Below are 19,709 nucleotides of genomic sequence, written 5' to 3' on the forward strand. Positions count from 1 at the left end.
AAAGAGGCTGGATTCGCCCGAAAGCCCCGTAGGGCGGCCCTAAAAATGCTTTTTCTCGGTGTTGAAGCCCTTGTCCAGGTCTCGACATGAACGGCGAGCTTCGCCTTGATAAAAACCATTTTTAGGGTCCGCAGAGATCTATCTGAATTAATCAGAGGTGCCCTAGGTTTTTACTCGTTTAAATGTCCTCTTTGATTTGCTAAGCCCCTTGCTCATTGTTCGGAGCCACTGACTATTATTCTTTATTGCCATACCAAGCAAGCGCTTGGTAGTATGCTGTTCAAACAATAAGGAGTGGTCCATGAGCGAGCTACAACAGTACTTCGGCGAATCCCAACAGATGATCAGGAGCACGGTCAAAAAGTTTATTGATCGTGAAGTTAAGCCTTTTATCGATCAGTGGGAGGAGGCGGAGGAGTTTCCGCTAGAGATCTATCGCAAAGCTGGTGAGCTGGGCATATTGGGTATTGGGTATCCTGAGGCTCTGGGGGGAAGCGAAGGTGATCTGTTTGATAAGGTTGCGGCCAGTGAAGAGATTATGCGGGCCGGATCGGGTGGTTTTGCCGCTGGCCTAGGCTCATTGGATATTGGTTTGCCGCCGGTAGTGAAGTGGGGCAGTGACGAACTCAAACAGCGAATCGTGCCTCAAGTTCTCGCTGGCGAAAAAATCATGGCGCTCGCGATCACCGAGCCCAGCGGCGGCTCCGATGTTGCCAATCTGAAAACCCGCGCTGTACGTGAGGGTGACTATTTCCGTCTTACCGGTTCGAAAACCTTCATCACCAGTGGTGTTCGTGCCGACTATTACACCGTGGCGGTACGCACGGGTGGGGAAGGTTATGGCGGTATTAGCTTGATCCTTGTAGAGAAAGGCACTCCGGGTTTTAGCGTTGGCCGCAAACTGAAAAAGGGCTGTTGGTGGGCGTCGGATACGGCAGAGTTGTTTTTCGACGATTGCAAAGTACCGGTAGAAAACCTGATTGGGGCGGAGAATCAGGGCTTCTACGCCATTATGTCGAACTTTCAGTCAGAGCGTTTACAGTTGGCGATTATGGCCAATATGACGTCAGAGCTGGCACTCAATGCCTGCCTGGAATATGTGCGCGAACGTGAGGCTTTTGGTCGTCCCATTGGGCGATTCCAGGTGATAAAGCATAAGCTGGCCGATATGGCGACCCAGTTAGAGGCCAGCCGGGAATTTACCTATCGGCAAGCGGCGCGAATGAATGCTGGCCAAACGGTGATTAAAGAGATCTCGATGGCTAAAAATTTCTCCACCGATGTGAGCGACAAGATCACCTACGAGGCGGTGCAAATCTTCGGTGGTTACGGTCTGATGCGGGAATCGCTGGTTGAGCGACTGTATCGTGACAACCGTATTCTCTCAATCGGAGGCGGTACGCGAGAGATTATGAACGAAATTATCACCAAACAGATGGGCTTATAGCTGCGTCTGGCGGGTCATGGCTTTTCGGCCTGGTTTGGGTCAGACGGGTATGGTGATATCACCATACCCTCTTTGTTTCTTGTCAGCGGCTTATTGCAAGGCGAGCCGACCAATACGGTCGTTATGCAAACTGCCCAGATAAAGATGTCCCTGATGCTCCTCGGCCGATGTCACCATCTCCAGGTGGTTGCCTTGTGGGTCATGAAGGCTACGGACAATCTCGCCTTGCTCATTCAGTGCCAGAACATAGCCATAGCGTTCCGGTTTGGGCCAAAGGAAGGGGGGGAGTTTGGCGATCAGATCTTTCAGCCAGGGGGTTTTGTGCATTTGATCCACACTGTCTTTGCGAGGCGTGGCCAAGGCGACCCAAAAAGTCCCTTTGCGGTTACCCGATACACCATCGGGTAAGCCTGGCAGATTATCGATAAAAAGGTCGTGGGTGCCAGCCTTAGGACCGCTTAACCAGTAACGCTGAATTCGGTAGCGATAGGTTTCGTTGACAAGCACGAAATCCTCCTTTGTGGAAAGGGCGATGCCATTGGCAAAATAGAGGTCATGCATTAGCACTGTGGTTTTACCGGTTGCCGGGTCGTAAGCCAGTAAGCGTCCCCAAGGACGGGCCTCCAGCAGGTCCAGGGCATAATCGGGCTGGTTGAATCGGCTGCTGGCGTCACTGAAGTAGATGATGCCGTTACTGGCAATGTCCAGGTCATCGGCGAAGGCGAAAGGGACGCCCTCGGCTTCTGTGCTCAATACCGTTACTGTACCCGTCGGGTCGATACTCAGTAGCCCCTGCCAGGCATCACAGACTATCAAATTGCCCTGCTGGTCGAAATGGAGCCCCAGTGGGCGTGCCTTTTTTTCCCCTGATACCGTGAGATCCACAAAGAGTTCCGGTTCGCCCTCGACCAGACGCACAATTTTACCATCCTGGGTCCCGCCATAGACCCGTCCCAGCAGGTCAACGGCAACATCTTCCGGCCCATCAATCTTGCCAAGCGCCAGTAAGTCGGCATCCAGCAGGTCTGTGTTCGGGGTTAACACACCCTCGGCTGGCGGTGCTGTGGGGGCCTGATAGGCGACGGAATCAATGGGGGAAGGAATAATAACCAGTACTAGAGCCAGCGTGCTGGCGATGAACAAGAGAGAGATCAGTATTTTCTTCATTGGTGGTCCTGGAGCCCCGAAGATCGATCACAAATCAGAATTCGATCGCTATCTGTGATTTTCGGGGCTTATTGTTGTTTTTGTTGTTGTGTCAAATAGCGTGTTATCCCTATTCCGATACGAGCGCTTGTTGTTATAGGGCAACAGCCTGCTTGATTATGCCTAATATGACTAAATATCCCCAGCCAAATGCGTATAATAGCCGCCTCTTTTTGGAACTGACTGAATTATGACCGCTTCTATGCCCGATCCCGAATGGGTCAATAGCAATGATCAGCTTGCATCACTCGCAGTACGTTGGCTGCGATGCGATGCCGTAGCGGTTGACACCGAGTTTGTTCGAACTCAAACCTTCTATGCCAATCCCGGGCTCATCCAGGTAAGCGACGGAGAAGAGGTCTGGTTGCTTGACCCTATCGCTATCGATGATTTCACACCGCTTATAAAGTTGTTTACCAGCGCCTCCGTGGTCAAGGTGTTCCATTCCTGCAGTGAAGATCTGGAACTGTTGATGCGTTTGGTTGGGGTAGCGCCACGGCCATTGTTTGATAGCCAGTTAGCGGCTGCTTTTGCCGGCATCGGCTTTTCCATGGGTTACCAACGCCTGGTGTCGGAGTTGGTGCAACTTGATCTGCCCAAGGATGAAACTCGCTCCAATTGGTGCCACCGTCCGCTGACCAACTCGCAGCTCCACTATGCCGCTTTGGATGTTTATTACCTGATGCAGGTATACCGGCTGCTTGTGAAGCGTCTGCAGGGCTCCGAAAAATTGCAATGGGTGCTGGAGGAGGGTAACTCCCTGGCGGACAACGCAGAAACGCCGGTAGTGATTGAAGACTACTATCGTCAGGTCAAAGTGGCCTGGAAGCTGTTTCCTGACCAACTTGCGGTGCTGAGGTCATTATGTACCTGGCGTGAAGAGCAGGCCAGGGAGCGAAATCTGCCACGTAACCGTGTCGCGCGAGATTCACTGTTGTGGGATATGGCGAAGTTTTTACCAACTTCATTAAATCAACTCAAACGCACCCCGGATATTCCCCAGGATTTGCTACGCCGTTCGGGAAATGAATTATTGCAGCGTGTAAAAGCGGCTTTAGATGATAAAGGCTCGTATCCTTCGCGTTTACCTTTTCCCTTGCCCCCTGGTGCCAAACCGGTTGTGAAGCGAGTGCGGGAGTTTGCCGGTCAGAAAGCCGAAAATCTTGGTATTGAGCCCGAGATAATGGTGAAAAAGAAACAGATTGATGCGCTCGTGCAGGGGGCATTGAATCCCGGCCAGCGTTTTACGCTACCGGCTTCTCTCTCAGGATGGCGTGCTACCGCTTACGCCAATGAGCTGGTCGATACCCTAAATCAAGAATTCAAGAGCTAACCCTATGAAACTGATCACCTCCATCTACAAGAGTTCCAAGAAAGAAGAAATGTATCTCTATGTAGAAAAGGCCAAGGCGCTTACTGAAGTGCCCGAGAAATTACTGGAACTCTTCGGTACGCCGATACATGTCATGGACCTACTGCTTCGCAAGGAGAGGCCTTTGGCAAGAGCCGATGTCGAGAAAGTGATGACAGATATTAAATCCCAGGGCTTTCATCTACAGATGCCTCCCCAGAAAGATGATTACCTCATTGAACTGCCCGATGAGCTCCTGACCATGAACGACCCTGTGTAGGCTGAACATGGCACAAAAAGCGGAACCATTCTGGAAACGAAAATCACTCGAGGAGATGAGCCGCGAAGAGTGGGAATCTCTCTGTGATGGTTGTGCTCGCTGTTGTTTGCAAAAGCTGCAGGACGAAGAGGACGATCAGGTCTACTACACCCGAGTAGCCTGTCGATATATGAGCGAGAGTTGCCGGTGTACGGTGTACCAATCCCGTAACGAAAAAGTCCCTACCTGCGTCTGGTTAAAACCTGAGGATGTCGAACATTTTTTTTGGCTGCCCAATACCTGTGCATACCGCTTGCTATCCGAGGGAAAGGATCTGGATTGGTGGCATCCATTGGTCTCCGGAGACCCCGAAACAGTGCATGCTGCAGGAATCTCCGTGCAGGGAAAAACGCTTTCCGATGCCGATGTGCCGGAAGAGGAATGGGAAGAGCAGATCATTAATTGGTGTTCAGATTAGAGAGTGATTCCAGATCACAGATTTCAGTCCAATCTAAACGGGTCAGTTTACTTGGTTGGATGGAGATATCGCCCTCTAAAGTGAATGGGTGCCCTATTCGTTCGAGCTTACTCTTGTGTCAACAGGCGTATCGGGTTTAGCTGTTCCGAGTGTCCGTTTTATTTACAGATGCAGTCGATAGTGATTCTGGTCTTTATTTTTATTCAATGCTTTCAATTGGTTAGTTAGGTTGGAGCGTTTTTTGCCTGAAGATGCTTCGTGCACTTATTGGTGTTTGATTTACTTAACTATTTGTCTGTGTTGTGGAGCTTGTATGCAAATTCTTCGTATTTTAAAAATGATAATGGCTGGGTTTGTCTTGGCTGGTGCTGGCACCGTTCAGGCGTCTTTGATGGGAGATGAGATCACCGTCAGTATGTTGCTTGTAAATTCCGGTGAGATCACTTTTGCAGGACCTACTACGGTGACTGTAGGGGCAGGTACCGAATTGGTGGATTTTGGTAATACCTTCAGTATTGACTTTGGATCCGACTATCTGAATATGGATTGCACGGGGAGCTTTTGTGGTAACGGTAATCCATTGTCAGGTTCTGGAACGGTAGATTGGCTGTTTGAGCTTCTGGATTGGAGTGGGGCAGGTTCAATTATTGATGTTGTTTTCAATAGCAATATTGCCGGTGCAACAGCGAGTTTTAATGACGGCAGCTTGAGGTTAAGCATTCCTGGAAGTGCTGATCCCGCCTCCGATGAGTTTATGAACGTGAGTATGGTTACTCGAATTGCTTCGGTACCAGAACCCGATGGTTTGGCATTGTTGGCGATAGGTTTGTTGGGTGTGTTTATGTCACGTAGACGTACCAAACGATAGCGCTCAACCGTTTCAAATTTTGTGATAAAAGCGGCGATTAATCGCCGCTTTTATATTGTGCGCTCTATAAAAACAGTTGTACTAGCAATTTGGAATGACTGGCTAAACGAACGGTCAGCGGCTTATCTTCAGGGATTTGAGAATATAAGCCTGCTCAAAGGCAATTTCGCGGTAGGCCTCATAGCGTCCGGAAACTCCCCCGTGACCGGCCCCCATCTGGGTTCTTAGTAACACTAAGTTATTATCTGTTTTGCGATCTCGCAGCGTAGCTACCCACTTGGCTGCCTCCCAATAAGGCACGCGGCTGTCCTCCATCCCAGCGGTTACCAGCAGGTGTGGATAGTCTTGATTGGTAACGTTTAATATTGGGTCGTAACTGGCAATGTAGTTGTAGGTTTGTGCATCATTCGGGTCTCCCCATTCATCGTACTCGGTTAGAGTTAATGGTAGATCGGGGTCGTTCATGGTGGCCAAAATATCCACAAAGGGCACGTCAGCAATGGCGCATTGAAACAACTGGGGCACCATGTTTAATACGGCCCCGACTAACAATCCCCCCGCACTACCACCGCTGATGACTAATTGCCGGGGTTGGGTGATGCCTTGTGCTATTAGATGCTGAGCACAATCGATAAAATCCTCAAAGCTGTGTTTTTTCTCCAGTCTCCGTCCCTGGTGGTACCAGTCTTCACCCAGACAGCCGCCCCCTCTGACATGGGCTATGGCAAATACAAAACCACGCTCAAGCAGATTCAGGCGAGCGTGGGAAAACCAGGGGTCCAATGGATCACCGTAAGCACCGTACGCGTACAAATACAGGGGAGCAGGGGCAGAGAAACTTTCATTTTTTCCAACCAGACTGATAGGGATTTGAGTGCCATCGCGGCCACGGAACAAAAGGCGTTGGCTGCTGTAATCTTCTGGATTGTATTCACCCAGAACAGGCGTTTGCTTGAGAAGGGTGCGTTGGCCAGATGCCAGATTAATATCCCAAAGGCTGGGTGGTTGTGTAAAAGATTCATACCGGACTCTTAGGGCCTGGCTCTCGGGGTCGATATTATCGATGCAATCCAGCGAGCGGCAATCGTCAGCAAAATCGATCTCAAAGCTTTCATGGTTTACAAGAGACAGAGCATGCAGTTTGGGCTGCCCTTGATAACGCTCACTGATTACCAGGTAATTGCCCAGCGGTTCTACGCCTTCGAGCATGCGGTCCGCACTGTGTGGCACAAGGAGACGCCAGTGAGATTCATTAAGTTCCTTTTTTTCTGCGCCGTAGAGTGAGAAGTTGATGCCTTCACGGTTGCTGCGTATCAAAAAAAGATCGCGATGGTGATCAACCGAGTATTCGTGTTCGTTTCGACGAGGACAGACGCAGATAAGCTGGTCAGGGTCGAGTGTGTCAATGTTTCCGATCCAGGACTCTGATGAGGTTTTACTCCCGCTTTCGATGATCAGGTGACGATCAGATTTGCTGCGATAAGCATGCAGAAAAAAACGTTCATCATATTCGGTAAAAATGAGCTGATTGTTGCTTTGGTGGTCTTTCAGTCGGTGGCTGAACAATTGCCAGGGGCGTTGCTTGTTATCGAGTGTGCAGTAATGAAAACCCTCGCTGTCCATACTCCAGACAATGTTGCCGCTGCAGTTTTCTAATGCGGGGCCGATCGGGGTGGCACTTTCAATCTCAACAACATGAATATTGAACACTTCGTCGCCGCTCGTATCGATTGCATAAGCCAGCAACTGCTGACTTGGACTGACTTCGAACCCCGCAAGTTCAAAGAACTCGTGTTGTTCGGCCAAAAGATTTTCATCGAGTAGCAGTTGCTCTGTTCCCTGTTCAATGTGGCGGCGCCAATGCTGGGGGTAATCGGCACCTTTTATGCTCTTGGTATAGTACTCATAGTCTTGCCAACGGTAGGGTACAGAGAGGTCGGTTTCCTGGATTCGGCTGAGCATCTCGTGGTAAAGCTGCGCCTGCAGCTGTTCGGTATCCTGCATAGCTTGCTGACAGTAGTTGTTCTCGGCCTCAAGGTGTTGGATAACCCGCGGATTGTCTTTATCTTGTAGCCATTGATAAGGCATGTGCTTCTCGCCATGGAGGCTTTTGTTATGGGGTTGGCGAAAAGCGATAGGTGGTGGATTTGGCATGGGCTGTGATGACTTGCTTCAATAATTTCAATACTATACGGCCGCGATAGCAGCGAACGATAACGTCAGCGAACAAGAGCGGAGCGAAATGGGAACACAATATTACCTATGGGCCTGGGGTGTCTACTGGTTGTCGGCCTTGGGCTGTTTGTTGGTTTGGTACCGGATAACACGCCCGTTGGCGAATCGTACCTTCAAAATTCTGTTGCGGGCCGGAGCCTGGATAGTACTCTGTACCCCCTGGCCCCAAAGTGGTGATTCTGGGCCACTATCTCCAGCTTTTCTCACCATGTTGTTTGATGGTCTCTCTCTGGGGCCCGATGCGATGCTACGAACAGCGCCAGTATTGCTTGGCCTGCTGAGTTTGTTACTGGTTTTGCTCTTGCTTGACCTAATGTTCAATCGTACAGCGCAGAAATCTTCTCCTTCAGAGAAGTCCGCTAACCAGTAACCGCTGTTTACGCTTTGCTAGAGAATCATGTTATAACCTGTTGTTTGGATGGAAAAATACCCTTGCAGTGCTATAAATAGGGGAGCCTTCATTATTCCCTTGAAGGCAGGGGCAATGTTCGTAGCTTTCAAGTGTCGGTGCTAACGAGGTAGTAATGGATAATCATTTCTTTGTTCTGGCTGTTGTTATGTTGATCGCGGGTGCGTTCGGCGGCGTTGTCAATTATTACCTGTTGGGCCGTCAGGAAGATAAGCCCAATGCTTGGGTTAGACCGGTTGTGTTAGGTATTGGCGCCTCCTTCCTGGTACCGGTAGTGCTTGACGTGCTTGCCATTAAGCTTGTCCTTGAAAGCGCCGAAGACCCTTCCAAATTACTGATTTTCACCAGCATCTGCTTGATCGCGGCTATCTTGTCACGATACCTGACCGGTTCTATGGGCGATAAGGTGGCCGAAGAAGCCCAGCGTGCTACAGACAAGACGGAAGCGTTGATGGTTGAGCTGCGCAACCTGCAAGATGAGATAGCCCCTCTGATTGAAACCGAGACAGAAGCTGACTCGATAGCCTCCGTAGACGATAATACCGGGGTTGCCGAGCTGGACGTAACCAGTAGTAAGGTGCTGAAAACCCTGGCCAGCGGCCGCTTTATTTTTCGATCGCTGTCCGGCTTATGCCGTGATAGTAGTACCGATGAGGCAACGCTTCGCCAAACCCTGTCAGTACTGACCAACAAAGGCCTGGCGGGCCGAAGCCGAGGCCCCAAGGGAGAGCGCTGGTACGTCACCGAGCGGGGCCGGCGAGTCTTGGAAAGTCAGTAATCTCTTCGTGTTATTCTGCTTCTGAAGGGGGTATCCATTGATGGCTTTGGTTTCCGTCAGTCTCAGGCGACTTTTTGTGTTTTGGTGTCTTCTCGCGAGTACTTTCAGCCTGGCCGAATCAGGGACTGATGTCCGTATGCTGATCGATATATCCGGCAGCATGAAGGCCAATGACCCCAATAACCTCCGTGTACCTGCAGTAGAGTTGATGGCAGATTTATTGCCCGATGGCAGTAAGGCGGGGGTCTGGACTTTTGGTCAGGAAGTAAACATGTTGGTGCCTTACGGTGCTGTTAATGAACAGTGGCGGGAGGTGGCTCGAAAGGAGCTTAAAAAGATCAATTCGGTTGCCCTGCACACCAATATTGGTGCGGCGCTGGATAAAGCCAGTTTTGACCGCAGTGAATCGCCAACGTCGGGACCTCGGCATATGGTGATACTGACCGACGGTATGGTTGATGTGTCTAAAGATCCTGAGGTTGATAAAGCCGCCAGAGATCAAATTCTAAGTGAGCAATTGCCTGAACTGGTTAAGAGTGACTTTCGATTGCACACCATTGCCTTGTCCGATAACTCCGATAAGGAGTTGATGGAAACACTGGCCATTGATAGCGGTGGTTTTTCTTCCCAGGCTGATGACGCAAAAGCGCTCACCAAGCTGTTCCTCAAGGCACTTGAGCAGGCATCCCCTGTTGATGAAGTCCCATTAAAGGGTAATCGTTTCCTGATTGACTCATCGATTGATGAATTTACCCTGTTGGCTTTTAAGAAAGATTCGAATCAACCGGTTCGCCTGCAATCTCCTTCTGAAGCCATTATTGATCGGGACAACCCAGGTGAAGGGGTGCGTTGGCATGCCACAACTTCCTATGATTTGATTACCATTCCACAGCCTTTCGAAGGTGAGTGGGTGTTACAATCTGAGGAATCCCCTGAAAACCGTGTCACCGTTGTTAGTGATCTCAAGATGTCTGTATCGAGATTGCCAGCAAATGCCTATCTGGGTGAGCGGCTATCTCTGCAGGTGCGTTTCACCGATGCGGAGCAGCCCATAACCAAACCGGAATTTCTCGATCTGATTGACGCGACAGTGGAAGTACGTGACTCGGAAGGAGAGCAGGTAGCCCGGGTTGAGCAATCTGGCAGGGAATTGAGTGAAGGCCGCTTTGATTATGTCTTGCCGGCATTCCCAGACCAGGGAAGCTATGAAGTGGCGGTGCTGGCTGACGGGCGAACCTTTAAACGGGAGATGCGTCAGCAGGTTTCTGTACGTAAACCCTTTCAATTTAGCGCCGAATTGATCACCGGAACTGGGCCGGACCGCTTTGAAGTGGAAGTAATCCCCCGCAGCCAAACGATCGATCGTGGAGCCACCCAAGTGTTTGCGCGTATTCGTAAGCCCGATGGTACCAAGCAGTTGCGTGGCGTCGACCTTTCTGAGGATGGTCGTAAATGGCGCTTTCCAATCGAGGCACTAACCCGGGGAGAGTATCAGGTCTCGCTCAAGGTGTCGGTGGTTACCCGCGACAATAAGGCTTTTGAAGTCAGGGCTGATCCGTTGGTCTTGAATTATCCCGAAGGTGGAAAGGTACAAGCGGATGTGTCGATCAATGAGCCTGCACAATCAGAGCAGGTTGTACCGCCCCAACACAATGAACAGCTACTGAGTCAATCAGTCGAGGCAAGTGATCAAGTTGCACCTGACGCCGATAAAGAACCCTTAACAGAGCAAGAAGCCAAGGTTGAACCTGATGAGCCTGCAGTAACGGAGTCACCGGAAGCGGCAGAAAAGGAACCTGCTAAAGAGGCTGTGGAGGCCCCCGAGGCAGAAAACCCTGCTGAAGCTAAGGCGGAAGGCGAAGCACCAGAAGAAGAATCAAAACTTTGGCTCTATCTCGGATTGGCGCTTGGCAATTTGCTGTTACTTGGCGGATTGATTTTTGTTTACATGAAATTTATCCGTGAACCCAAGCCTGCTGCACCGGTTGAAGAGGTTGAGGAAGACGGGGATGATGCTCGATAATGCAACGAGTGGTGTTAGAGGTGATACAACAAGTCAGGCCTGACAATGTGTGAACTGCTGGGCATGAGTGCCAACGTACCAACAGATATCTGTTTTAGCTTTAGTGGCTTGATGGAGCGTGGTGGCAAAACCGGTCCCCATGCGGACGGCTGGGGGATCGCCTTTTACGAGGGTGCTGCGGTTCGGGAGTTTCGAGACCCTAAGCCAAGCTGTCAGTCTGAAATTGCTCGCCTGGTTAGCCGTTATCCCATTAAAAGCTGCAATGTCATTAGCCATATTCGGCAAGCTAATTCCGGTCGCATCTGCCTGGAAAATACCCACCCCTTTGTCCGCGAGCTTTGGGGGCGCCAGTGGACCTTTGCCCATAATGGTCAGCTTAAAGGGGTGAAAAAACTACCTCTGGGCTGTTATCGGCCAGTGGGCACTACGGATAGCGAATACGCGTTTTGCTGGCTATTGGGTCAACTGCGTAATCGATTTCCCACACCGCCTAAGCGTCAGCAAACCATCTGGCGAGAAGTTAATCGATTGTGCGACCAGTTAGGTCAGTTGGGGGTGTTCAATATGCTCTTCTGTGATGCACGTAATCTTTACTGTTATTGCACCACACGGTTGTGCTGGATAACACGCCGGGCGCCCTTTGCAGAGGCCGTGTTAAAAGACGCGGAAATGTCTGTAGATTTCAGTAACGAGACAACCCCTAGCGATATAGTGACCGTGATTGCGACGACTGCATTAACCGAGAATGAGCAATGGCATTCGATGGTGCCGGGAGAATTCAGGGTCTTTCGAGACGGAATCCTTATTCACTGAGAATTAGCTTGTTTACAGGCCGCAACTGAATATCACGCAGAATCAAAGCGTCATTCGTTGGTGTATCAAGCCTCTCAAACGGCGCCTGTTGAGCTTCTGTATATGGGAGAGGTCTTAGCCCGGACCGTAAAGGAACCGGGCTATATAAAAAGAGCGACAGGACGATTTACTGAACCGACTCGGTTTCGCTGAACATGCCTTCAAACAGGGCTGAGGAGAGGTAGCGCTCGCCAGAGTCCGGTAAGACAACAACGATGGTCTTGTCTTTATTCTCCTCTCTTTCTGCTGCTTTCAGGGCCGCTGCGGTCGCAGCACCACAAGAGATGCCGACCAGAATACCCTCTTCAGTCATCAAACGCCGGGCCGTTGCAATAGCTTCCTCGTTGCTGATCTGCTCAACTTCGTCAACCATGTCCAGATCGAGGTTGTCTGGCACAAAACCGGCACCTATCCCCTGAATTTTGTGGGGGGCGGGGGTTAGTTCCTCATTGGCAATGGTTTGGCTAATGATAGGGGAATCGACTGGTTCAACCGCAATGCTGGTAATCGCCTTACCCTGAGTGTTTTTAATATAACGGGACACCCCGGTAATGGTGCCTCCGGTGCCAACCCCGGCGACAAAAACATCGACTTCTCCGTCGGTATCATTCCAGATTTCAGGCCCAGTGGTTTGCTCATGAATCGCGGGGTTAGCCGGGTTTTCGAACTGACCGGGCATAAAGTAGTGTTCGGGTTGTTCGGCTGCGATCTCCTGAGCTTTGGCGATAGCACCTTTCATACCTTTCGCCGGCTCGGTCAGTACAATATTTGCCCCCAGGGCTTTCATCACCTTACGGCGTTCCAGGCTCATGGAGGAGGGCATGGTCAGGGTGATTTTGTAACCACGTGAAGCGGCAACGAAGCAGAGAGCAATGCCGGTGTTGCCGCTGGTAGGTTCGATGATTTCCATACCGGGTTTAAGTGCCCCGGATTTTTCCGCTTCCCAGATCATGCTGGCGCCAATACGACATTTGACGCTCCCCGCAGGGTTACGGCTTTCGACTTTGGCATATAGCTTGGCATTGGGTGCCAGCCTACCGAGTCTCACCAGGGGGGTCTTGCCAATAGTCAGGGAGTTGTCATCGTAAAGGTTGCTCATTGATTGGGTCCTGAAGGTTAATGAATGAAATTGCTGGCCTATCACTATAGTGCAGCATTATAAAATCACATATCCGATTATTTTGTTTAGAAATAACTGTCAGTTATAACGAGCGCTGACTTAGTTGATGTATCAAGTACTCTTCGATAGAGTGAGCCAAGCTAAATGGTTATCATAACCAGTAATACATTGACAGCCGCGATCGCTCGTGAGGAAACGGTAATGAAATTTGATAGTACCCAGCAGTATGTTGCTACTGATGATCTGAAAATGGCCGTAAACGCTGCCATTACCCTGCAACGTCCCTTGTTGGTCAAAGGTGAACCAGGAACCGGTAAAACCATGTTGGCCGAAGAGGTTGCTGAATCTCTGGGGCATCGCCTGATTCAATGGAACATTAAATCCACCACCAAAGCCCAGCAAGGCCTTTACGAGTACGATGCCGTATCTCGCTTGCGTGACTCCCAGTTAGGGGACGATCGCGTTCACGATATAAGCAATTACATTGTGAGAGGCAAGTTGTGGGAAGCCTTTGAGGCGGACGAACAGGTCGTTTTGCTTATCGATGAGATCGATAAAGCCGATATTGAATTTCCAAACGACCTGCTGCAAGAGCTCGATAAGATGGAGTTCTTTGTCTACGAGCTGCAAAAAATGGTCAAGGCTACTCATCGCCCTATCATTATCATCACCAGTAATAACGAAAAAGAGCTGCCGGATGCCTTCTTGCGTCGATGCTTTTTCCATTACATCTCCTTTCCGGATCGCGACACCATGAAGTGTATTGTCGATGTTCATTATCCGGGTATTGCCGATACGATGGTCAAGGAAGCCCTGGAAGTCTTCTTCGATGTGCGCCAGGTTCCCGGTTTGAAGAAAAAGCCCTCTACTTCTGAACTGATCGATTGGCTAAAGCTGCTGATGGCGGATGATACGGGAGCGAAACTTTTACAAGAGCGAGACCCGACCAAGGCGATACCTCCGCTTTGTGGTGCCTTGGTAAAAAACGAACAAGACGTACAACTGCTTGAGCGTCTCGCGTTTATGACCCGGAGACAGGGTCGCCAGGGGTAAGCCGATGCTTCTTGATTTTTTCTCGGAAATTCGGGCGGCCAAAGTCCCTGCAACCCTGAAAGAGTTGCTTGACCTGATGGAGGCGCTTAAGCAAGGGGTCGTGTTTGCTGACCTCGACCAGTTCTATTTTCTGGCCAGAACCTGTCTGGTAAAAGATGAAAAGCACTTTGATAAGTTTGACCGTGCGTTTAGTGCCTATTTTGAGGGGCTGGCCAATATTGATGATCTTTTGGAGGCGATGATACCGGAAGAGTGGCTACGCAAAGAGTTTGAAAAGTCACTGACCGAAGAAGAGAAAGCCAAGATTGAATCCTTGGGTGGTCTGGACAAGTTGCTGGAAGAATTCAAGAAACGTCTCGAAGAACAAAAGAAACGACATCAGGGGGGGAATCGCTGGATCGGTACCGGTGGCACCTCGCCTTATGGCGCTTATGGTTACAACCCGGAAGGCATCCGAATTGGTCAGGAAGGTGGGCGCAATAACAGTGCAGTGAAAGTGTGGGACAAGCGGGAATTTCGCAACCTTGACGAAGATATTGAGCTCGGCACCCGAAATATTAAAATGGCCCTACGCCGGTTGAGAAAGTTTGCCCGCCAGGGCGCTGCGGATCAGCTGGATATTAACGATACGATCTCTTCTACGGCGAAGAATGGAGGCTGGTTGGACCTGAAACTGGTACCCGAGCGCCATAATGCGGTAAAAGTACTATTGTTTATCGATATTGGCGGCACGATGGATGCCCATGTGCGTTTATGTGAAGAGCTGTTTTCAGCCTGCAAAACTGAATTCAAGCACCTCGAGTTCTTCTATTTTCATAACTGTATTTATGAAAGCGTGTGGAAGGATAATCTGCGTCGTGCCAACGAGCGCACATCGACCTGGGATCTTTTGCATACCTTTGGCTCTGACTACAAAGTGATCTTTATTGGGGACGCCTCTATGGCTCCTTACGAAGTGAGCCATGTGGGTGGCAGCGTCGAACATTGGAACGAGGAAGCGGGTTCGGTCTGGCTGGAGCGGGTGCGCGAGAAATTCAGTAAAGTGATTTGGTTAAACCCCCACACCCCTGATAGCTGGGGATATACTCAGTCAACCCAAATGATCAAACAATTGGTGGAAGACAAGATGTATCCGCTAACGGTAAAAGGATTAGAAGAGGGGATGCGGTACCTGAGTAAATAGGAAAGCCTGATGCTCTACAGCGCTACTATCTCAGGTATTGATTGATATCGACTCTGTCGATCTGCTTCTTATCCAAATAGGTTTTTGCGTATCGCTCATGGATGCCTTGCCGCAGAAATAACTCGAAAAGATCTGGGTCGATATGCTGATCCCTGGCCATGAAGCTCATGATTTTTATCGATTCATTTAAGGATTTAGGTGTCTTGTAGGGGCGGTCCGCGGCAGTTAATGCTTCGAAAATATCAGCGATCGCCATAGCCTTGGCACTTATCGATAACTCTTTGCCCGTTAAACGCTTTGGATAGCCTGTACCATCCATTTTTTCATGGTGGCCACCGGCTATTTCGGGAACTTCTCGCAAATGTTTGGGGAAGGGTAGTTTGTTTAACATGATGATGGTTTGCACTATGTGATCGTTGATCATATAGCGCTCTTCGTTATTTAGCGTGCCTTTGGCGACAGAGAGGTTGTATAGTTCCCCGCGGTTATATTTGTGTTCTGGTGTGTCTACTTTAAATCCATGGCTGTTATTTTCCTGGATGCGATCTGAGGCAGATCTGCCGATAATGTGTTCAGTTTTATCGGCTAATAGTTTTTCCGTAATAGGCAGGGTTTCTTCTCCGGATTGTTTTCGCTGTTGTTCTTCCCAGGAGATGCCAATGCGATCGTTAAGTGTTCGTTGCCAGGTTCGTTGAGCAATAACCGACAATCTCTCCAAACTCTCTTCGGACATGTATTCGCCACCTTCATTACACTGTGCGATAAACTCGAAATCCTCATCCAGAGAGCGTAACGCCTGATCTCGTTGTTTGCTCAGTTTATCTTTGTCGCCCCCTTGATCCAAAGCTATCCAGTATTGAAGCTGAGCATCTCGTTTCAATACTTCAAAACGCATGCGTATTTCGTGTATTCGGTCATAGAGGGTTTCCAGCTTTGTAGATTTGTCGACGACGTATTCCGGGGTGGTGACTTTGCCACAATCGTGTAACCAGGAAGCAATATCAAGGGCTTCCCAATCGTCTTCGCTTAAATGGAACTCTCGGAATTCAGTTTCGTCGGATTGATTGGCTGCCTCGCATATCATTCGAGTGAGTTCAGGGACCCGTTGACAGTGACCGCCCGTGTAGGGGGATTTGGCATCAATCGCACCGGCGATTAACTTGATAAACGAATCGAGCAGTTGCTTTTGCATCGCTAATAACTGTTTGCTTTCCAGGGATACAGCCGCAAAACCTGATAAGGCCTGAATAAAGTCAAGCTGATTTAGATCGCTGCTCATTTCCTCAAGTTTTGATGCTGGGTACAATAGCACCAATACACCGAAATGATTTTTCTGACGATCCTTAAGAGGGATAAGCGTTAGCTTGATCGTTTCACAAGCCAATACAGTGCGAAATTTCTCCACAAGTTGATTGCCTTCCGGCGCCATGGTTTCTTTGGCCTTGTCGGCGTTAAGGGCGCTGATGATCGGGCTGTCGACATCGTCAATGGATATATTAGGGAAATCATACTCGGCAAATTTACCATCAAGATAGAAGGAGGAGGGCTTAAGAAACAGTTCCTTCTCATCCAAAAGATAGAGTAGGGTTCCCTTGGCGTGGGCTACTTCGCTGGTCTCTTTAAGGATGCGTTCCTGTAGAGCGGCGAGGTCTTTTTCACGGGCGAGGGAATCTATCAGACCTAAAAACCGAGAAATGGTGTCGCTCATGGTGTGGGTGGCATTGAATAGGTCGTCAATCTCTTTAATGACCGAGCGAATATAAAGTTTGTCACTAAAGTCCATTTTACTAACTGCACTGGCATGTTTTGCCAGTCGTTTTAACGGATTAGAGATCTGCTTGGCGAGCAACCAAGCCAGGGGAATAGCAAGTAGAAGGATTAATAGGGTGATTTTGGCAGAATCCCAGCGAATGGCATAAGCCTCAGCAAAGAGTTCATGGTTGGGTGCTATCACAATAATCCGTAAGTTGGCCCCGTTTGCTCCGGGAATGGATTTTACGCTACCTGTCCATTGTTCCCCCTTATGGTCAATTTGAAGTTGCTGGGGCGCCAATTTTTTATTGCTATCAAACCATTCAAAGATTGGAATTCCCATCTCGGTAATATGGAACATGCTGACTTTATGATCGTTGCTTTCGCGAACCGTACGGTCCGTATCTGTATAAGCCAGGACCTTACCTTCGGAATCTATCACAACGATCTCGGAAGAGGTCGTGTATTGTTCAGCGGCAAGTGTTTCGGATAGGTGCTTCAACGTTACATCGGCAGCAATAACAGCCTGTTTACCGGGCAATGGATGGGTGATTACAACGCCAATTTGGCGCATGAAATAGAACAGGAAGGGCTCGGTTCGTGACGGGCCGTTGTGATTTAATGCTTGCAGGTACCAGGGTCGTGTGCGAGGGTCGTAACCATCGTATGGCAATATTTTTTCGCTGATTTTTTGCAGCTCACTGTCGAGGTAGATGCGAGTAAAAACCGGGCGAGCGCCGGCATGTTCAATGTGATCGATCATGACAAAGGCATCGGTCGGGGATAAGAATTGCCCTTTTGGAAGTCTCTCTACCAACCGTAAAATAAAATAATCCCCGTCGGCATAGCCGATTTGCAGACCTGCCATGGCTTGTTGCATCTGCAGAGCTTGGAACAGGAGAGGGAGATGGTTGAGCCTTTCCGGTAGGGTTTGCGCCTTCTCGACTCCTGACAGGCTTAGCAATGACAGGTTGTTTCTGACGGGGCTATACGTCAGGTTTATCTGTTGGATAACCGTTTTGGTAATCTTGTTTGAAAGTTGCTCGGAGGCTTTTTCTATAATCTCGCTGCTGCGCTGGTAGTTGTACCAGGCAAGCAGGGACCCGAGAACAATAATCATACTGACAATCAGGGTCGCAATTTGAACCTGGATTGGGAATCGATAGGTTTGCAGTTCTTTCGTCATGCGCCGTCCTTTGCCATTATACGAGCGATAATTTGCTCCCTACTGAACTTGCCAAGGGTATTTACAGTCTATCAGAGGAAGTGCCTTTGTCAGGGCGACCTTAGATCCGAAGGAATGTATCTATGACTATGAAGATAGTAGTAACCGGCGGCACAGGCTGTATTGGCCATCAGCTCTTGCCCACACTGGTATCTGCGGGTTATCGAGTGTGGGCGTTAACCCGTCAATCCCCCCAAACGCTGGATAATCTGGGCGGTCATATTACGTATGTGAATGATCTCTCGTCTGTACCGGACATGGATGCAGTTATTAACCTGGCCGGTGAAGGAGTGCTGGACGCGCGCTGGAGTGAATCGCGCAAACAGATATTGATGGACAGTCGAATAGGGACCACGCGTTTATTATTGGATTGGATGAAAAAGCGTCAACAACCGCCCCAAACGCTGATAAGCGGGTCGGCAGTGGGTTATTATGGTTATCATGGGAGTGACCGCCGAATTGACGAGTCGGTCTCGCCACAAGATGATTTTGCCTCCCGACTCTGTCAGCAGTGGGAGGCCAGCGCGCAAGAGGCTGAAGCGCTTGGAATCAGGGTTTGTACAATGAGAATAGGGGTTGTCCTGGCGGCCAATGCCGGGGCTTTGGCACGTATGCTTCCTCCATTCAAGCTGGGGCTGGGAGGCCCTATCGCCACTGGCGAGCAGATGTTCTCCTGGATACAGCGAGAGGATCTGGTGGCGATGATACTTTTCTTGTTGCACAGCCCGGAGCTTTCTGGCCCCTTTAATGCGACCTCGCCTATGCCGGTTACAAATCAGCAATTTAGTAAAGCCTTGGCCAGAGCGTTAAGAAGGCCCTGTTGGTTGACCGTACCAGCCTACGCGATGAGGCTGATGTTAGGGGAGGCGGCAGACCTGTTGATCAAAGGCCAGGCGGTGATTCCGGAGCGACTTGAAAAGGCCGGCTTCAGCTTTCGTTTCGCCGATATTGATAGTGCCATCGAGCATTCGCTGGCCTAATGCAGTTTTCCCTTGCCTTCAAACAGTGCTTTTCTCGAGGCGACCCAGTCGAATTCATGGTTGGACACCAGCGCGTCTTGATACAGCTCTTCCAACTGCTGATATTGTTCTACTTCAGCATCGGGCATCCAGTGCAGGCAGTCACCCCCCAGCAGCCAGAGGAGATCTCGGCTAACCAATGGGGTTAGTTGGGGAAAGTTGGCGATGAGTTGGCTAATGAGTTGTTGCGCTGCATAGAGCGCTTCCTCATCTCGTTGTTCCAGGTCGGGTAATAATTGGCCGAGTTTATCGGTAAGGGGGTTTTCGTTAAATTCGGGTAGGCTATCGCTTTCGATAAGTTTGCCGAGCTGTTCGTGAAGTGAGCGCAGCAGTTGTAAGCGATAGCTGAAAGGGGAAAAACTTGTCATTGGATCTCTTGATGTCTGGGCAGGATAAGGCTCTATTATAAGGCTCTGCCGGTTTTGTGTCAGCGAGATAGTGCCTGAGCAGG

17 protein-coding genes are annotated in these 19,709 nt (G+C 49.8%); 12 read left to right on the top strand and 5 right to left on the bottom strand.

Going from position 1 to position 19,709, the window contains the following annotated elements; all coding sequences use genetic code 11:
* Window positions 1–301: 301 nt before the first annotated feature.
* Window positions 302–1,447, top strand: coding sequence for an acyl-CoA dehydrogenase family protein (locus tag MIB40_RS14900; RefSeq protein ID WP_249695874.1), 1,146 nt, complete (start codon window positions 302–304; stop codon window positions 1,445–1,447).
* A 90-nt stretch (window positions 1,448–1,537) separates the two neighbouring features.
* Here MIB40_RS14900 and MIB40_RS14905 read toward each other — a convergent pair whose 3' ends face one another.
* The gene (locus MIB40_RS14905; RefSeq protein WP_249695876.1) at window positions 1,538–2,614 is read right to left on the bottom strand and encodes an SMP-30/gluconolactonase/LRE family protein; all 1,077 of its coding nucleotides are present in this window, start codon (window positions 2,612–2,614) and stop codon (window positions 1,538–1,540) included.
* Between the two features lie 229 nt (window positions 2,615–2,843).
* On the opposite strand from MIB40_RS14905, the gene rnd reads away from it, so the two are divergent.
* The 4 genes from rnd (at window position 2,844) to MIB40_RS14925 (ending at window position 5,609) form a co-directional block, all read left to right on the top strand.
* Window positions 2,844–3,986, top strand: a complete 1,143-nt coding sequence (gene rnd, locus MIB40_RS14910; protein ID WP_249695877.1) for a ribonuclease D — start codon at window positions 2,844–2,846, stop codon at window positions 3,984–3,986.
* A gap of 4 nt (window positions 3,987–3,990) precedes the next feature.
* Complete coding sequence (locus MIB40_RS14915) at window positions 3,991–4,284, top strand: YcgL domain-containing protein (RefSeq protein WP_249695880.1); 294 nt, start codon at window positions 3,991–3,993, stop codon at window positions 4,282–4,284.
* A gap of 7 nt (window positions 4,285–4,291) precedes the next feature.
* Entirely contained in the window at window positions 4,292–4,741 is a 450-nt protein-coding gene (locus tag MIB40_RS14920; RefSeq protein ID WP_249695881.1) for a YcgN family cysteine cluster protein, read from the top strand.
* A 313-nt stretch (window positions 4,742–5,054) separates the two neighbouring features.
* Complete coding sequence (locus MIB40_RS14925) at window positions 5,055–5,609, top strand: PEP-CTERM sorting domain-containing protein (RefSeq protein ID WP_249695883.1); 555 nt, start codon at window positions 5,055–5,057, stop codon at window positions 5,607–5,609.
* A 114-nt stretch (window positions 5,610–5,723) separates the two neighbouring features.
* Here the strand turns inward: MIB40_RS14925 and MIB40_RS14930 are convergent, their stop codons facing one another.
* The gene (locus MIB40_RS14930) at window positions 5,724–7,763 is read right to left on the bottom strand and encodes a S9 family peptidase (protein ID WP_264758590.1); all 2,040 of its coding nucleotides are present in this window, start codon (window positions 7,761–7,763) and stop codon (window positions 5,724–5,726) included.
* 88 nt (window positions 7,764–7,851) lie between these two features.
* Between MIB40_RS14930 and MIB40_RS14935 the strand changes: the two genes are divergently transcribed.
* The 4 genes from MIB40_RS14935 (at window position 7,852) to MIB40_RS14950 (ending at window position 11,867) form a co-directional block, all read left to right on the top strand.
* A complete protein-coding gene (locus MIB40_RS14935; protein ID WP_249695887.1) occupies window positions 7,852–8,214 on the top strand; it encodes a hypothetical protein in 363 nt (120 codons plus the stop codon).
* A gap of 154 nt (window positions 8,215–8,368) precedes the next feature.
* Window positions 8,369–9,031 (top strand): YEATS-associated helix-containing protein, encoded by a 663-nt coding sequence (locus MIB40_RS14940; RefSeq protein ID WP_249695888.1) that lies wholly within the window; start codon window positions 8,369–8,371, stop codon window positions 9,029–9,031.
* Window positions 9,032–9,167: 136 nt separating this feature from the next.
* Complete coding sequence (locus MIB40_RS14945; protein ID WP_249695890.1) at window positions 9,168–11,054, top strand: VWA domain-containing protein; 1,887 nt, start codon at window positions 9,168–9,170, stop codon at window positions 11,052–11,054.
* A 45-nt stretch (window positions 11,055–11,099) separates the two neighbouring features.
* Window positions 11,100–11,867 (top strand): class II glutamine amidotransferase, encoded by a 768-nt coding sequence (locus MIB40_RS14950; protein WP_249695892.1) that lies wholly within the window; start codon window positions 11,100–11,102, stop codon window positions 11,865–11,867.
* Window positions 11,868–12,033: 166 nt separating this feature from the next.
* On the opposite strand, the gene cysK is transcribed toward MIB40_RS14950, so the two are convergent.
* Window positions 12,034–13,005: a cysteine synthase A gene (gene cysK / locus MIB40_RS14955; protein WP_249695894.1), complete on the bottom strand. Its 972-nt coding sequence runs from the start codon at window positions 13,003–13,005 to the stop codon at window positions 12,034–12,036.
* A 222-nt stretch (window positions 13,006–13,227) separates the two neighbouring features.
* Here cysK and MIB40_RS14960 point away from each other — a divergent pair, with 222 nt between their 5' ends.
* Together MIB40_RS14960 and MIB40_RS14965 are read left to right on the top strand one after the other, a co-directional pair.
* The gene (locus tag MIB40_RS14960) at window positions 13,228–14,079 is read left to right on the top strand and encodes an AAA family ATPase (protein WP_249695897.1); all 852 of its coding nucleotides are present in this window, start codon (window positions 13,228–13,230) and stop codon (window positions 14,077–14,079) included.
* 4 nt (window positions 14,080–14,083) lie between these two features.
* Window positions 14,084–15,262 (top strand): vWA domain-containing protein, encoded by a 1,179-nt coding sequence (locus tag MIB40_RS14965; protein WP_249695899.1) that lies wholly within the window; start codon window positions 14,084–14,086, stop codon window positions 15,260–15,262.
* A 25-nt stretch (window positions 15,263–15,287) separates the two neighbouring features.
* Here the strand turns inward: MIB40_RS14965 and MIB40_RS14970 are convergent, their stop codons facing one another.
* Entirely contained in the window at window positions 15,288–18,200 is a 2,913-nt protein-coding gene (locus MIB40_RS14970; protein WP_249695901.1) for an HD domain-containing phosphohydrolase, read from the bottom strand.
* Between the two features lie 122 nt (window positions 18,201–18,322).
* Here MIB40_RS14970 and MIB40_RS14975 point away from each other — a divergent pair, with 122 nt between their 5' ends.
* On the top strand, window positions 18,323–19,219 hold the full coding sequence (locus tag MIB40_RS14975; RefSeq protein ID WP_249695904.1) for a TIGR01777 family oxidoreductase: 897 nt from the start codon (window positions 18,323–18,325) through the stop codon (window positions 19,217–19,219).
* Here the strand turns inward: MIB40_RS14975 and MIB40_RS14980 are convergent.
* A complete protein-coding gene (locus MIB40_RS14980) occupies window positions 19,216–19,626 on the bottom strand; it encodes a PA2817 family protein (RefSeq protein WP_249695905.1) in 411 nt (136 codons plus the stop codon). The two genes, MIB40_RS14975 and MIB40_RS14980, sit on opposite strands and share 4 nt — an antisense overlap.
* Between the last annotated feature and the right edge of the window lie 83 nt (window positions 19,627–19,709).

The organism is Aestuariirhabdus haliotis, from assembly GCF_023509475.1.
In the GTDB taxonomy this organism is placed as follows: Bacteria; Pseudomonadota; Gammaproteobacteria; order Pseudomonadales; family Aestuariirhabdaceae; genus Aestuariirhabdus; species Aestuariirhabdus haliotis.